Below are 14,090 nucleotides of genomic sequence, written 5' to 3' on the forward strand. Positions count from 1 at the left end.
CGCTTCTAACGTCATGGGCGTCCGGGCGGGATTACACGTCCCGGGAAAATCTCGAGGAGGAACGACATGACGGCATCCCAGGCCGACACGGCCACCCGCACCGGCTCACACTCGGACAACAACGTGCTCGACGTCCTGATCATCGGCGGAGGCTTCTCCGGCCTGTACGCGCTGGACCGGCTTCGCGATCTCGGTTTCACCGCCAAGGTTTGGGACGCCGCCGGCGGACTCGGCGGAATCTGGTGGTGGAACTGCTATCCCGGTGCACGCACCGACAGCACCGGTCAGATCTACCAGTTCTCGCACAAAGAACTATGGAAGAAGTACGACTTCGCTGAACTGTATCCGGGGCACGACGGAGTCCGGAACTACTTCGAGTATGTCGACTCACAACTGAATCTCACCCGCGACGTCGTGTTCGACACCTTCGCCGAGTCCTGCCGATGGGACGAGCAGATCCGGCAGTGGACCGCACGGTCGGCGGACGGCAAGGTACAGAAGGCGCGTCAGGTAATCATCGCGACCGGATTCGGCGCCAAGCCGCTGTATCCGAACCTCGAGGGGCTCGACTCGTTCGCCGGCGACTGCTACCACACCGCTCGCTGGCCGCAGGGGGGCGTCGACATGACCGGCCGCAAGGTCGTCGTTTTGGGCACCGGGTCCAGTGGCGTGCAGGTCGTCCAGGAAGCCGGTCACGTCGCCGAACACGTCACGGTGTTCCAGCGCACCCCGAACCTGGCGATTCCAATGCAACAACGCACACTCACGCACGACGACAACGAACAGTTCCGGAAGGGACTGCCCGAGCGGTTCGAGGCACGTTACAAGGCCTTTGCCGGATTCGACTTCGACTTTCTGCCGCAGAACGCCGCCGACCTGAGCAACGAGGAACGCGACGCGATCTACGAGAAGATGTGGGCGGAGGGCGGTTTCGAGATGTGGCTCGGAAACTTTCAGGACATCCTCGTCGACGAGGAGGCCAACCGCACGTTCTACGACTTCTGGCGCAACAAGGTCCTCGAGCGAGTCACCGATCCGAGGAAGGCCGCGATCGTGGCGCCCGAGACACCGCCGCACCCCTACGGCGTCAAGCGATCCTCCCTCGAGCAGGACTACTTCGACGTCATCAACCAGAGCAACGTCGATGTCATCGACTCCAACCTCACCCCGATCCGCCGGGTGCTGCCCCACGGGATCGAGACCGACGACGGCGTCATCGAATGCGATCTGCTCGTCCTGGCGACGGGCTTCGACAACAACAGCGGCGGCATCATGGCCATCGACATCACCGGCGTCGACGGATTGAGTATCCAGGACAAGTGGAAGTCCGGCGTCGACACCTGCATGGGCCTGTCCACCCGCGGATTCCCCAACATGATGTTCCTCTACGGCCCGCAGAGCCCCTCCGGCTTCTGCAACGGCCCGACGTCCGCCGAGTACCAGGGTGAGCTCGTTGTAAAGTTCCTGCAGCACCTGCGAGACAACGGCATCACCCGGTTCGAAAACACCGAAGAATCGGAAAAGCAGTGGCGTGCACACGTCGACGAACTGTTCGTCAACTCGATGTTCACGAAAGCCCGCTCGTGGTACTGGGGCGCGAATGTGCCCGGCAAGCCGGCGCAGATGCTCAACTACTCGGGCGGCGTTCCCCAGTACTTCGCGCGGTGGGACGAGATCAAGACCAACGGCTACAACGCCTTCGAGACGAGCTGACCGAAGAGAGGACGCGTGGGTCACGGTGCATTTTCGCGGCCGACGCGGCGGCGTCCCGACGGTGCACTGGAAGTGCTCGCGCAGCGCATCGTTCAGTTGCTGAGCGGTCGGTGATTGAATGTCGTGCCCCTCGTGGCGAGGGAGGGAAACGTTTCAGCACAGTGACGTAAGTGCCCCAGCAGCCCGGTCCTCAGTCTTCCGCCGGCCCGCCTACCTGCGGGGTTAATGGTCCAGTTAAGTGGCTTCGGATTTACGACATGGAAGCCCCGGTACCACCTGGAACAGAATTCCCTTGCCCGAGGATTTACCCGCGGGTTTCCATCGGCAAGGGAAATATGAACTCACCACAGAACTCCGTCGTCACCGGCGCAGCATCCGGAATCGGACTTGCCATTGCAGAACGACTGATCGCGGCGGGCGGCACATCCCGATGTTCGGCGCCTCCGCCTACTCCTCCGCTAAAGCGGGCGTCGAGATGTTCAGCAAGAACGCAGCACTCGAGTTAGGGCGCCAGGGCATTCGCGTCAACGCAGTACTTCCCGGTCTCTTCGAGACACCGCTGGCCAAGCCCCTGATCGAGGACAGGGAGCTGATGGAGGGCTTCGATCGAATCTGTGTCCTCAAACGTCCGGCCCAGCCGGACGAGCTCGCAGCGCCGGCAGTGTTCCTGGCATCCGACGACGCCAGTTACGTGACCGGCACTAGCTTGGTCGTCGACGGCGGCTCCGAAATCGGCAGTTACCCCGACCTCAGCGGCTCCGACGTCAGTAGCTTTCCCGGCCTGCGCTGAGCAACAGCTCCTCACCATGTCAGACGGTCCCGGACCGGGTGCCTCGTCATCGAGGATCCGACCACGGGACCGTCTGACTGCTTTCCCACCGATACCGAATCGTGTCACTCGCCCCTATCGGACGTCGTCTCTGAACTCCATGGCACCGTCGATCAGCGCACGTGTACCCGCGCTCAGGTCGTCCTGCCGCGTACAGAGGCACACCGCCGACCGCGGCGCATCCCTGACCGGCACGAAGACGACGCCCTCATGCCGTCGCGTGTCATCCACGAATTTGCTGGTTAGCGCAATCGCCGCCCCACTCGCCACGACCTCGAGCATCTCGTCCATGGTGCGTACCGACGGGCCGTAGACCACCGGCCGACCACTCGGTCGAGGGTCGCACGCCCACCATCTGACCCATTCGGGGTCGGCGCCGTCCGACCGGACATGCGGTTCGTCGTCGAGATCGCCTAGATCGACGTAGTCGCGGCCCGCGAGCGCATGCCCAATCGGAAGCGCCGCAACACGCGCCTCGTCACACAGCACGTCGAGCCTGAGTCCAGACCGGTCCGACATCGGCGGACGGAGAATCGATGCGTCGGCCTCACCGGATCGGACCGCGCCTGCCAAATCGGCCCATTGAAGCTCGACCAAGGTCACCTCGAGCCTGGGCCGGCGCTCTCTCACGAGTTCCAGAAAACGACGGGTCTGCCCGACAAGGGAAGCCGCCATGAACCCCAGCCGAACCGGCGGAAGCTCCGACGTCGCCGCCTCCACCGCGCGTCGCGCGGCGGCCAGAACCGCCCGGGCCTCGGGCAGGAATCGGCGTCCGGCCGCCGTCGGCTGCAACGGATGCGCCGATCTGTCGATCAGTTCGACGCCCAACTGCTTTTCAAGCCTCTTGATCTGCTGACTCAATGCAGGCGTGCTGATGAAGAGCTTCTCCGCCGCGCGGCCGAAATGCCTCTCTTCGCTCACCGAGACGAAGTATGCGACGAGCCTCAAATTCAGATCGTTCACCTGGCCGCGCCGCCTCTTTCTGCACCTCTGACCTGCCGCGATAATCAACAGGTTAACGAAGTGAAAACAAGTGTAATGGACATCACATTCGTTACCGAGGAGATTCTAAATTACTCCCGAGGCAACCCGGACCACGGCAGTCACATCACAATTCCGGGCATTCTCCCCACGAAGATTGGACGCGACCATGCGCATTGCAGGCCCCGACTACTGGATGACCAATCCCGGCATCACCCCAAAGGGAGCACGGAAGGAATTCATCGATCCCGAGCGGATCCCGTGGACCGATTGGCTCATGCCCGGCACCCGTTTCAAGCTCCTCTACTGCAACCTCGTCACCGGATCGTTCACGGTCATCCTGCAGGTCGACCCCGGCAGCGTAGCCCCTCCGCACTGGCACATCGGCAACGTTCAGGCGTACATCATCGACGGCGGCTTCTACTACGAAGAGGACGACAAGGGCGAGACCGGGATGTACACGTGCGAGGTCGCCGGTGCTGTCCACTCTCCGGCCTCGCCACAGGGCACGACGATGCTCGCCATGGTCGACGGCCCGATCGCCGGTTACGCGCCCGAGGGCGAGCTCGGCGCCATCGCGGACGCCCGCCTGCATTACTACATCGCTGCAGCGAACGACGCCGTCGGCCACACCCAGCTCGTCGACTACGCAACCGATCCGTCGGTCGGCATGCACAGCATGGTCCCCGAGGCCGCGAAGTGAAGTGCTCGCTCGGACCGGTCCGGCAGCTCGGCTACGCGGTCACCGACATCGACGCCGAACTCGACTACTGGACGAAAAAGCGTGGCGTCGGCCCCTTTTTCGTTGTCGAGCACGCCCCGTTCGAGGACGTTCACTACCTCGGGCAGAGCGTCGAGATCGACCTGACCGTCGCGATCGCCTATAGCGGATCCATGCAGATTGAGCTCATTCAGCAGAACGACGCCGGCCCGTCGCCCTACCGCGACTTCATCGCTGAGCACGGCCCGGGACTGCATCACCTCGCTGTGTTCGCCGACGACTTCGACGACACGGTTCGGCTGGCACAGGCGTCGGGCGAAGCCGCAACCTTCACAGGCAGCATCACCGGCTTCGGCCGATTCGCCTATTTCGACACGGTAGGTCAGCACCTCGCCGTCGAGATCGGTGACGTCGGAGGCGGAACGGGCGTAACAGAGATGTTCGCAGCATTCGAAGAAGCTGCGAAGAGCTGGGACGGCGCCGATCGGGTCAGAATCCTTAACCCCGCAGGCTGATTCGCACCACTCCGCTGTGCCGAGCAGCCGAGGGGCAACGCACGTACCAGTAGTGGCCGCGGATCTGGGCCTCAGTGGCGAGTCGCTGCGGACGTGGGTTCGTAACGGCACAGCCCGCGAGGCCGTTGGGCAAGCTCCCCGGGCCGACACCGGCCCGCACCGGGGCGGCAATCATTGACAAGATCAAACGCGAACGCACCCGATCGGGCAAGGGCATCGTCGTGACGACCGCCGGACCGGTGCCGCCGCTCGATGGGGCGCCGCGCGGGGACCTCGAGCCCGCGGTCGGCTGGACCCGGGTACCGGAGGTGAGTGACCTCGAGGATGCGGACCGGTTGGTGTCGATCGACCAACGCGCCGCCTACCTGGCCTCGGCCGTGATGCTCGAACTCGGCTACGGGCAACCGAAGCATCTGACCGGTGTGCGGCGGCCGCCGCGGCGGTGGGGGAGAAGGGCGCCCCGTTCGGGTTGTGGCGGATCACCTTGCCGGCGGGGCAGACCTTGTCGTTGCCCGAGAAGCTGCCTCTGCCGCACCCGCACATGCTCGCCGATCAGCCGGTGCAGACCTGGGTCACCACCGTCACCCTCGATGCCCTTCGGGAGCCGGTCGCGGACGGTGGGATCGGCGGCCGATCTCGACGACCTCGACGATGTGGACATCACCGAGGCGTGGGTGTATCCGCAGCAGGGGCGGGTGCTGGACAAGTGGGCGAAGATCCTGCGGGAGGCCCGCAAGACCGCGGTGGGACACCCGGGATGCGGCGATGAAGGGGTTTATCGGTTCCTGCTACAAGGGGTATCTCGGGCGGATGGTGAACCCGGACATGTGGACCGCGACCCGGATGCAGCATCATCACCAGCCGTTGTGGCGGGCGTCGATCATCGCGCATTGCCGGTGGCGTGGCCGCCGCGTCGCGATACGGATCGCCCGCGAACATCATCGTTGGCCGGTCCGCACCGTCACCGACTCCTGGGTGTATCTCCTATCCGGGGGTGAGGACATTGCCGACCCGAGCGAGGCGCTGGGAAAGATGACGGTGGAAAAGGACGTGGCCCTCACCAACACCCGCCTCGCCTCCATGGCGTCGGCTGCGGATGTGCACGAGGTGAATCTGGCGATCAGGGTTGGGAGCCGGGAACTCCGGTTGGCGACGTGGCGAGCGTGAACCCACATCGAAGACGCCATTCGGGCGCTGCGTGAGGCAGCGGGCACTGGGGCCGACCCGGTCCTCCGAACTCGCTGCCGCCGAGGACGACCGTGGCCGGCCTCGAGGAGTCCTCAACTCGCATAGATCCTCTGGCCCACGCCCACATCGTCGCGGCGACCATCGCGACCACGGTCACCGACCTCACCGAAACAATTCGCGTCGTACCAGCCGACCCGGTTGGGGCCGCGTGTAGTGGTTACTGGGGGGCAGGTCGTCATGGCATGTCGAGATCGGATTACGTTGCGCCGCAACGACGGTGACAGTCAGGCCGGCGTGGGATTGGTGATCTGCTCGTTGCCGGCGACGGCGGAGAGCAGATAGTGCGGGCAGGTGAGCACCCGAGGAGGCACCGGGATCGCCTGCCGGTCGGTGCCGAGGTAGAGGCGGTAGGCGAGCTGCCCGCGTCGATGGGTGTCGGTGGTCGGGTCGACGGCGCCGAGGAAGGTTCCCTGCGGAGTATCGACGGTCGAGAAGATCGCGTGCGCCCACTCGGCGGGCTCGGCGGGCGGCGATAACGTGCCGGCCCCGTCTCGGCGTCGACGGTGTGCACGATGACCGTCACGGCGAACCCGGCCGCGGCGGGGAACGAATGTGTCGCCTGGCCGGGGATGCCGTTCAGGCGACGACCGAGGCTCTGGTGCTGGATGACCTGGCCCTGGCCGAGCGGGTGTTCGACCTCCACGAACAGACCGAGAGTTGCGCGGTCCGTGTGAGGATCTGAGCGCCGGTGGAGGCGGCGTCGTCGAGCAAGGCCAGAAGGAGGTGGTCGGTGCCGACGCGCCTGGATGCTGGCCGGTGATCCCTCGACACATTTCCATCCCGCCGTCACCGCGGTCGGAGGCGTGATCGCGCTCGACTCCGCCGACGGACACTCCTGTTGGGTGCAATTCTCACCGCGCACAACGCGGCACTCGGACGGTGATCCACCACTGTGCGGACAGAGATCAGATGGTTGCGGCTCCACCCCGGTTCGGTGGAACAATCGTTTCGGCGGACGCCACCTATGCGATAGTCGCGTCATCAGGGGGTCATCGCCCGGGATGACGTGTCGGGGGTGACGACTCGCCTGGATTTACCCGATGGGGCTGTCCTGCAGTGCGTCGATGGCCGCGGTCACCTCGGGCACGGCGGCAATCGTGACGTCGTCGAGACCTGGCACGGATCGGTAGCCGGCGCGCACAACGCTGCCGGTGCAGTCGTATTCGACGATGCCGAGTTGATGGAGCGGCCCGGGGAGGGATTCACCCTCGCCGGCGACGAATCCGGTTGATGGCGCCCAGACCTCGAGCACCCCGTTGCGGACGGTTTGCCGGTAGCAGTGCAGGTGCCCACTGCCGACGGCAGCAAGTGACATCTTTCCCAGGGACGCGAGCAACCGGGTACGGGATTCCCCAATGTCGACGGAGTGCCCGACCGGCTCGTCCAGCGCACTCCAGATCGGCTTGTGCAGGAATACGATCACCCGCTGCGAGTCGGGGACGTCCGCGGCCACGTCTTCGATCCAGGCCCACTGCGCGGTTTCCCGGTCGAGGCCGGAACCGAAGAGCTCGCTGTTCAGTCCGAGTACCGTCCAGCACTCGACATCGTGGCGCCAGTGATCGGGACCCCACACCTCCTCGAAGGCGGCGACCCGCGCGTCGGTCACGCCGATTCCCTTCCACGGCGCAGGGCCAGGCTCCCCGATGTCGTGGTTGCCGGGCACCACGAGCACGGGGGCAGTGAACTGCTGCATCAGTGTGTGGGCGTGCGCGCGGTCGTCGGCATCGTCGGGGTGGATGATCACGATGTCACCGGAGTGCACGATGAGATCGGGGCGGACCTGATTGTTCACGTAGTCGACGATGAGTTCGAAGTTCTGCTGGGTGCGCCCTCCGTGGGCGGACAGGTGTGTGTCACTGATCTGGACGATCTTCATCGGAGCTCCTTCGGGTTGTGGCAGGTCGAACATCATTTGAGGCCCGACCGGACGAATGCGTCGCGGACGTAGCGCTGGAGGAACAGGTAGATCAGGAAGATGGGCAGGCACGCGAGGCCGGACGCGGCCATCACCGCACCCCAGTTGTTGCCTTCCGCGCCGAGGAAGCCGCGAATTCCAATCTGGACGACGGCATTCGACTGGCGCATGATCAGCGACGGCCACAGGTACTCGTTCCATGCCGAGATGAACAGCATGATGCCCAGGGCGGCGAGGGCGGGACGCATGTTGGGTAGCACCACCTTCCACAGGGTGGCCCACGAGTTCTGGCCATCGATCAGGCTGGCGTCGAGCAGTTCCCGCGGAAACGCTTCCATGTGCTGGCGCATCAGCAGAACACCGAACGCCGAGCACAGGTTCGGAATCACGATGCCGGCAACGGTATTGAGTAGGCCCATCTGTGAGATGAGGAGGTAGTTCGGAATCATGGTGACCTGGAAGGGCACCAGCCAGGATCCGACGAACAGCAGAAACAACATTTGCTTCCCGAAGAAGGTCCACCGCGCGAACGCGTAGGCGGCCAGGATCGCGACCAGAAGCTGGCTGACGGACATCGCCAGTGCCATGACGAACGTGTTGACGAGCATCGATGCCATCGGAATGGTCTCCCACACGTAGCGGAAGTTGTCCAGACTGAACGGAGACGGCACGGGGCTGACGGACAGGGAGTCCTCGGGACGACGGAATGCGGTGGCGAACATCCAGTACACCGGGAAAATGCTGAACACGGTGACGGCGGCGAGCACCACGTGCCCGGTCGCCACCCGGCTGCGGGAACGGGTGGCGACCGGGGCGTCGCCGGGATCGCGGGTCGGTGCGGCGACGGTGGTCGATCGGGCCGGCGCATCGACGAGTGCAAATGACATGAGGTGTCCTAGTTGTCGTAGAAGCTCAGTCGGTCCGACACACGAACGAACACGACGGCGATCAGTCCGAAACCCAGGAAGAACAGGGTTCCCGCGGCAGCCGACAATCCGGCGTCGAAGTTCTGAAATCCGAACTGATAGAGCAGGTAGTAGATGTTGGTGGAGGCACCGCTCGGGCCGCCCTGCGTGACGATGTCGATGATCGGGTACGCCCACTGCGCGCCCAGCAGGATCGTCATGAGGCCGAGGAACACGAGCGTCGGGGACAGCAGCGGCAGGGTGATCTTGCGGGTGATGGTCGCTGGTGACGCGCCGTCGAGGGCCGCCGCCGACGCGTAGTCGGGATTGATCCCGGCCAGTCCGGCGGAGATGACGAGCACACCGAAGCCGAGCATCTGCCACCCGACGATCAGCACGACACCGAGCATCGCGAGGCCGGGTTCCCGAAAGACGTTGCCTAACTCGAATCCCAGAGTCGCGGCCATCCGGGGAATCGTGCCGCCCTCGGGATTGAACAGCCACCGCCAGATCGCGCTGCCGGCCACCGGGGTGATGAGGAACGGGACGAAGATCAGGGCCTGGTAGAGCGTCTTCCATCGTCCGGCGACCCGGTTCGACAGCAGCGCGACGACCATCGGCAGCAGCAACGAGAACACCATGAACGCGAGGACGTACACAATCGTGTTCCGCAGTGCCTGATGAAGTTCGGGCAGCGACAGTACGCGAACGTAGTTGTCCAGTCCCACCGGGACCTTCGCGCTGGTGGGCACCATGTTCCACTTGTAGAACGACAGGCCGATGGTCTCCCCGAGAGGCTTGTAGATCCACACGATCAGCAGAACGACGGCGGGCAGGAGGTACAGGTAAGGCGCGAGACCGCGCCGTACCCGACCGGCCCGCGACGGAACTGCCGGTGTGTCGGCGTGGCCGGCGGAGGCTTCGGCGGGAACTTCGACGAACATCAGACGCCGGGCGCCGTGAGCTGCTCGATCGACTGCCGAATCTCCTCCGCAGTCATCTCGTACACGGCGGGGGACACGTCGAGGGGAACCACCGTGTGCAGCACGCGGTCGCGGTAGACGTGCACCATGTTGAAACCCTGCGCACCGTCCTGACCCCGGATGCTGCCCTCGTCGACGAAGAGATCCTGCGTGTAACAGGTCGCCGATGCCACCGACACCGGGATGCCCGCGAACGTGCACGTCGTGGAGTAGTGCAGGTGTCCGGCGAGGATGCCGCGAACGTCGGTGCCCGCGAGCACCGTCTCGAGCCGGTGCTGTTCCTTCAACTCCACCGACTCGATGGCGTCGAGCAGGCCCGGCACCGGCGGATGGTGCAGGGCGAGCAGCGTGCCGTGCGGTGCCGGCTCGGCCAGGACGTCCGTCAGCCAGGCGAGCTGTTCGTCGCTGATCAGGCCGTGGTGGAAACCTGGAACCGTGCTGTCCAGCACGATGATCCGCAATCCGTTGACATCGACGACCGCGTCGACCGAGTCCTCGGTGGGTTCGGCGTCGAGCAGACCGCTCCGGAAGGCGGGCCGGGCGTCGTGGTTGCCCATCACCCAGATCACCTTCGCGCCGAGGCGCTCCGCGGCGGGCTCGACGATCCGGCGCAGACGCACGTACGCCTCTGGCTCGCCCCTGTCGGCGAGGTCGCCGGTGAACACGATGGCCTCGGGCCGCCTACCGGCCTTCTCGAGGCGCTCGAACAGGCGGGTGAGGTTGGCGTCGCTGTCGACGCAGTCGTGGAGCAGGGCGCCGTCGGTGACGAAGTGAGTGTCGCTCACATGCAGGATGTAATGCTCGGGTTCCCCGTACTGGGACATGAAGTTTCTCCTGTGGAAGTGGGTGTCAGGCGACGAGTGCGCTGCGCAGGTCGTCGAGTTCACGCTCGGTCATGCCGTGGCCGAGGAGGTAGTCGCGGACACCGCCGTGCGCGGCTGCAATGGAGTCGAGGGTCGTGCGCATCAGCGCGGCCGGGCTGGCGCCGACCAGGTGATCGACGTCCACGCAGTCGGGAAGGCCGCGGGCGCGCATCCTCTCCGCCATGGCGAGCGCCCAGTCGCCGGCCAACAGGGTCTCGGACATCGCGTAGTCGGCGACGATGTCGCGTTGATCGACACCCACCGCCGCGAGGGTGAGAGCGACGACCAGCCCGGTGCGATCCTTTCCTGCGGTGCAATGCACGACGGTCGGGTCATCGCCCGAGGCGGCGATGGCGCGGACGGCGCGGGTCAAACGATGTCCGTAGTTCTCGACCATGACGCGGTAGACGACCGCGAGGTCGAAGTTCGCGCCGTCGAGGTCGATCTCGCCCTCGTACACCGGCAGGTGCTCCACCCGGTGTCCGACGCCGTCGAGTGCGCTCGGACTGTCGTCGAGCTCCTGCTGTTCGCGGAGATCGATGACCAGAGCGAGTCTCCGCTGCCGGAGCAGATTGCGGGCCGGCTGGTCGAGCTGGTGAAGCGCATCCGACCGGAACAGCTTGTTCCACTTGGTGGTCCCCGTATCAGTCGGGAACCCGCCGAGATCGCGGAAGTTGTAGGTGCCGGTCAGGTTCAGGCGTCGATGATTGGTCGACGCAGGCAGAGTGCTGGTCATGGTGTCGGTGTCTCGTCCTGTTCGGAAGTGGTTATTGAATGAGTTCCTGCACGCGCTGCTGCGCCGCCTGCATGGTGGCGGCCGGGTCCTTGCCGTAGTAGACCGCGTCCTCCACCGCCTGGCCGAGGATGTCGTCGGCCTGCACATAGCTGTTGCCGGGGTAGGATTTCCAGGCCTCGAGCTTGTCGAGCTGGCCGAGATTGGGTGCCAGGAGGGGGTTGTTGTCGGCCCATTCCTTCAGCGAAGCCGGGTCCTGGGTGAGGGACGGGCGGAGCGGGAGGTAGCCGATCTTGCTGGAGATCTGGGTGTATGCGTGGTCGCTCGTCATGAATTTGATGAACTCCCACGACGCGCGCTGCTTCGCAGGATCCTGGGAGAACGTGAACAGAGCGGATCCCGAGTTGGTGGGCACGGCGGCGTGACCTTCGAAGGCGGGCATCGGTGCGGCGCGCAGGTCCCAGCCGCCGGTCGCCGCCGACTTCATGAACATCCCCTGTAGAGCCGACGTCTGTAGCTGAATCGCCACGTCGCCCTTCGCGAAACTCTCGTATTGGGTGGTCGAATCGAGGTTGGCGAGGACGCCGTCGTCGTACATCTGCCGCAGCATCGTCACCGCTGACACCGATTCGGGTGTACCGAATTCGACGGTCTTGCGGTCCTGCGACAGCACATCGCCGCCTGCCGAGCGGAACAGCGCCTGCATGCACCAATTGCCGCCCTTGACCGAACACGACACGGACAGCGCCGGCTTGCCGGTCGCCGCGGTCACGGCCTTGGCGGCAGCCGCCACCTTCGGCCACGTCGACAGGTCGGCGTCGGCGGGCAGTCCGGCCTTCGTGAGCGCGGTCGCGTTGTAGAAGAGGGTCGGTGTGGAGAACACGTACGGGATGCCGTACGTTTCGCCGTCCCAGTCGCCGAGGGTCGCGGCCCGCGGGTGGAACGGGTGTTCCCCGCCGAACGTCGCGTCCACGGCCTCGGTGCCGAACAGTCCGTCGAGCGATTGGGCGCCGAGTTCGTTGACGGCGAAATCGAGAGTGTCGAAGGTTAATTGGGCCACATCGGGCGGGGATCCGGCGAGCAACTGCGTCTGCACACTACTTGCGGTTCCGGCGCCGGCCGTGCCGCTGCCCTGCGGCGGCTGGGCCTTCACGTCGATGTTCGGGTGCTGCGCCTCGAAGTCGGCGACGAGGCCGTTGATCGTGTCCGACCAGAGCCCGGCCTGTTGGAGGTTGTACGACTCGAAGACGATGTCGACCTGCTGGTCGGGGCCCAGTTCCGGGACCGGTGCGCCGGTGCCCGAGGCGTCCGGCGCGGCACCGCCGGTGGCACAGCCGGTCAGAGCGGCGGCCACAGCCGCCACTACGACGGCAGAGAATGTCGATCTACGCATCACGCTGCTCCTGTTGCGGAAAGTATTTCGGGAGAATGGTCCACAGCCGAGGGGGCCGCGGAGTCGAGGTCGGTGAGTTCGGGGACGTCGACCCATTCCAGGCGGCGTCCGGTCTCGCGGTCGAAGAGGTGCACGTGGGCGGGATCGGCGGTGAGGACGGCGGATCGATGGGCGCGCAGTGCAATCGGCCGCGGCGCTCGCACGCAGACCGTGGCACCCCCGACCTCGCAGTACGCGACCTGCTCGCTGCCGAGATTCTCGACGGACGTGACATCGACCGACAGCCGCACCCCTGGATGATCCGTAGGGTCGACGACGCGGAGATGCTCCGGCCGGATGCCCAGGACGACGTCGCGGCCGTCTGTTTGTCCCGGCCACAGCGGTGCGATCACGCCCTCGGCGGACGCGACAACAGTGCCGTTCACGGTGCGGACGCGTGCGTCGAGCAGGTTCATCGCGGGACTGCCGAGGAAACCGGCGACAAACACGGACGCCGGCCGGTCGTAGACGTCCTCGGGTGTTCCGACCTGTTCGAGTGCGCCGTTGTTCAGCAGGGCGATCCGCGTCGCCATCGTCATCGCCTCGACCTGATCGTGGGTGACGTATACGAACGTGGCCCGGAGCCGGCGATGGAGTTCGGTGAGCTCGCGCCTCGTCGCGGTCCTGAGCTTCGCATCGAGGTTGGACAGCGGCTCGTCCATCAAGAACGCCTTCGGATCACGCACGATCGCGCGCCCGACCGCGACACGTTGCCGCTGGCCACCGGACAATTCCTTCGGCTTTCGGCCGAGCAGGTGCGCGATGTCGAGTTGCCGGGCGACGGCCTCGACGCGCTCTGCGGCCTCCGACTTGCGCATCTTTTTCACGCGCAACGGAAACGCGAGGTTCTTAGCGACGCTGAGGTGGGGGTACAGCGCGTAACTCTGAAAGACCATCGCGACGTCCCGGCGCCGGGACGGTACGGCGGTGATGTCGTCGTCGTCGAGCAGGATCCGTCCGCTGGTCGGCTCGAGCAGGCCCGCGAGCATCCTCAGCAGCGTGGTCTTTCCGCATCCGCTGGGCCCGAGGAGGACCAGGAAATCGCCGTCCCGGATGTCGAGGTCGATGTTGTCGACTGCGGTGAAATCTGCGAACTTTCGACTCAGATTCTCGATCCGAATCCTGCCCATTGGCCTCTCCCGATGAAATGACGTTACCCAATCTCGGCGAGACGGGGAATTTCGTTACATCGGTAGTTAGCCAGGGTCAGGTTAATGGCGGGCGAATGGCGATCCAATCATCGGTGATGCTT

General features: G+C 65.2%; 13 protein-coding genes and 2 pseudogenes. 5 read left to right on the forward strand and 10 right to left on the reverse strand.

The window, feature by feature from the left end:
• Positions 1-66 precede the first annotated feature (66 nt).
• Together L1080_RS09035 and L1080_RS09040 are read left to right on the forward strand one after the other, a co-directional pair.
• Positions 67-1,713 carry a flavin-containing monooxygenase gene (locus L1080_RS09035; protein ID WP_250763522.1) on the forward strand — a complete coding sequence of 549 codons (1,647 nt, stop codon included), beginning with the start codon at positions 67-69 and terminating at the stop codon, positions 1,711-1,713.
• A gap of 430 nt (positions 1,714-2,143) precedes the next feature.
• The gene (locus L1080_RS09040; RefSeq protein ID WP_250763519.1) at positions 2,144-2,503 is read left to right on the forward strand and encodes an SDR family NAD(P)-dependent oxidoreductase; all 360 of its coding nucleotides are present in this window, start codon (positions 2,144-2,146) and stop codon (positions 2,501-2,503) included.
• A gap of 114 nt (positions 2,504-2,617) precedes the next feature.
• Here the strand turns inward: L1080_RS09040 and L1080_RS09045 are convergent, their stop codons facing one another.
• Positions 2,618-3,505: a LysR family transcriptional regulator gene (locus L1080_RS09045; RefSeq protein ID WP_308202097.1), complete on the reverse strand. Its 888-nt coding sequence runs from the start codon at positions 3,503-3,505 to the stop codon at positions 2,618-2,620.
• A 187-nt stretch (positions 3,506-3,692) separates the two neighbouring features.
• Here L1080_RS09045 and L1080_RS09050 point away from each other — a divergent pair, with 187 nt between their 5' ends.
• The 3 genes and pseudogenes from L1080_RS09050 to L1080_RS09060 form a co-directional block, all read left to right on the forward strand.
• Positions 3,693-4,226 carry a 2,4'-dihydroxyacetophenone dioxygenase family protein gene (locus L1080_RS09050; RefSeq protein WP_250763511.1) on the forward strand — a complete coding sequence of 178 codons (534 nt, stop codon included), beginning with the start codon at positions 3,693-3,695 and terminating at the stop codon, positions 4,224-4,226.
• Positions 4,223-4,759, forward strand: a complete 537-nt coding sequence (locus L1080_RS09055; RefSeq protein ID WP_250763508.1) for a VOC family protein — start codon at positions 4,223-4,225, stop codon at positions 4,757-4,759. Before L1080_RS09050 ends, L1080_RS09055 begins: the two co-directional genes overlap by 4 nt.
• Positions 4,760-4,875: 116 nt before the next feature.
• Positions 4,876-5,926: pseudogene (locus L1080_RS09060) on the forward strand (hypothetical protein); the annotation flags it as partial.
• A gap of 305 nt (positions 5,927-6,231) precedes the next feature.
• On the opposite strand, the pseudogene L1080_RS09065 reads toward L1080_RS09060, so the two are convergent.
• The 9 genes and pseudogenes from L1080_RS09065 to L1080_RS09105 all read right to left on the reverse strand — a co-directional run.
• Positions 6,232-6,554 (reverse strand): annotated as a pseudogene (locus L1080_RS09065) (N-formylglutamate amidohydrolase); the annotation flags it as partial.
• A 29-nt stretch (positions 6,555-6,583) separates the two neighbouring features.
• A complete protein-coding gene (locus L1080_RS09070) occupies positions 6,584-6,778 on the reverse strand; it encodes a Clp protease N-terminal domain-containing protein (RefSeq protein ID WP_374432475.1) in 195 nt (64 codons plus the stop codon).
• Between the two features lie 262 nt (positions 6,779-7,040).
• On the reverse strand, positions 7,041-7,883 hold the full coding sequence (locus L1080_RS09075) for a metallophosphoesterase family protein (protein ID WP_250763505.1): 843 nt from the start codon (positions 7,881-7,883) through the stop codon (positions 7,041-7,043).
• A 32-nt stretch (positions 7,884-7,915) separates the two neighbouring features.
• On the reverse strand, positions 7,916-8,809 hold the full coding sequence (locus tag L1080_RS09080) for a carbohydrate ABC transporter permease (protein ID WP_250763501.1): 894 nt from the start codon (positions 8,807-8,809) through the stop codon (positions 7,916-7,918).
• An 8-nt stretch (positions 8,810-8,817) separates the two neighbouring features.
• A complete protein-coding gene (locus tag L1080_RS09085) occupies positions 8,818-9,771 on the reverse strand; it encodes a carbohydrate ABC transporter permease (RefSeq protein ID WP_250763497.1) in 954 nt (317 codons plus the stop codon).
• Positions 9,771-10,634 carry a phosphodiesterase gene (locus L1080_RS09090; RefSeq protein ID WP_250763494.1) on the reverse strand — a complete coding sequence of 288 codons (864 nt, stop codon included), beginning with the start codon at positions 10,632-10,634 and terminating at the stop codon, positions 9,771-9,773. Before L1080_RS09090 ends, L1080_RS09085 begins: the two co-directional genes overlap by 1 nt.
• A gap of 25 nt (positions 10,635-10,659) precedes the next feature.
• The gene (locus tag L1080_RS09095) at positions 10,660-11,409 is read right to left on the reverse strand and encodes a tyrosine-protein phosphatase (RefSeq protein WP_250763491.1); all 750 of its coding nucleotides are present in this window, start codon (positions 11,407-11,409) and stop codon (positions 10,660-10,662) included.
• Between the two features lie 31 nt (positions 11,410-11,440).
• Positions 11,441-12,799 carry an ABC transporter substrate-binding protein gene (locus L1080_RS09100; RefSeq protein ID WP_250763488.1) on the reverse strand — a complete coding sequence of 453 codons (1,359 nt, stop codon included), beginning with the start codon at positions 12,797-12,799 and terminating at the stop codon, positions 11,441-11,443.
• Positions 12,799-13,968, reverse strand: a complete 1,170-nt coding sequence (locus L1080_RS09105; protein ID WP_250763485.1) for an ABC transporter ATP-binding protein — start codon at positions 13,966-13,968, stop codon at positions 12,799-12,801. The genes L1080_RS09100 and L1080_RS09105 overlap by 1 nt, the downstream gene beginning before the upstream one ends.
• Positions 13,969-14,090: the final 122 nt, after the last annotated feature.

The organism is Rhodococcus sp. MSC1_016, assembly GCF_023667485.2.
In the GTDB taxonomy this organism is placed as follows: domain Bacteria; phylum Actinomycetota; class Actinomycetes; order Mycobacteriales; family Mycobacteriaceae; genus Rhodococcus_F; species Rhodococcus_F oxybenzonivorans.

What these genes read in the sequence shown, in the direction of transcription:
- L1080_RS09035 (WP_250763522.1), top strand. Translation starts at nt 67, where the DNA reads ATGACGGCATCCCAGGCCGACACGGCCACCCGCACCGGCTCACACTCG.
- L1080_RS09040 (WP_250763519.1), top strand. Translation starts at nt 2,144, where the DNA reads ATGTTCGGCGCCTCCGCCTACTCCTCCGCTAAAGCGGGCGTCGAGATG.
- L1080_RS09050 (WP_250763511.1), top strand. Translation starts at nt 3,693, where the DNA reads ATGCGCATTGCAGGCCCCGACTACTGGATGACCAATCCCGGCATCACC.
- L1080_RS09075 (WP_250763505.1), bottom strand. Translation starts at nt 7,883, where the DNA reads ATGAAGATCGTCCAGATCAGTGACACACACCTGTCCGCCCACGGAGGG.
- L1080_RS09080 (WP_250763501.1), bottom strand. Translation starts at nt 8,809, where the DNA reads ATGTCATTTGCACTCGTCGATGCGCCGGCCCGATCGACCACCGTCGCC.
- L1080_RS09085 (WP_250763497.1), bottom strand. Translation starts at nt 9,771, where the DNA reads ATGTTCGTCGAAGTTCCCGCCGAAGCCTCCGCCGGCCACGCCGACACA.
- L1080_RS09090 (WP_250763494.1), bottom strand. Translation starts at nt 10,634, where the DNA reads ATGTCCCAGTACGGGGAACCCGAGCATTACATCCTGCATGTGAGCGAC.
- L1080_RS09095 (WP_250763491.1), bottom strand. Translation starts at nt 11,409, where the DNA reads ATGACCAGCACTCTGCCTGCGTCGACCAATCATCGACGCCTGAACCTG.
- L1080_RS09100 (WP_250763488.1), bottom strand. Translation starts at nt 12,799, where the DNA reads ATGCGTAGATCGACATTCTCTGCCGTCGTAGTGGCGGCTGTGGCCGCC.
- L1080_RS09105 (WP_250763485.1), bottom strand. Translation starts at nt 13,968, where the DNA reads ATGGGCAGGATTCGGATCGAGAATCTGAGTCGAAAGTTCGCAGATTTC.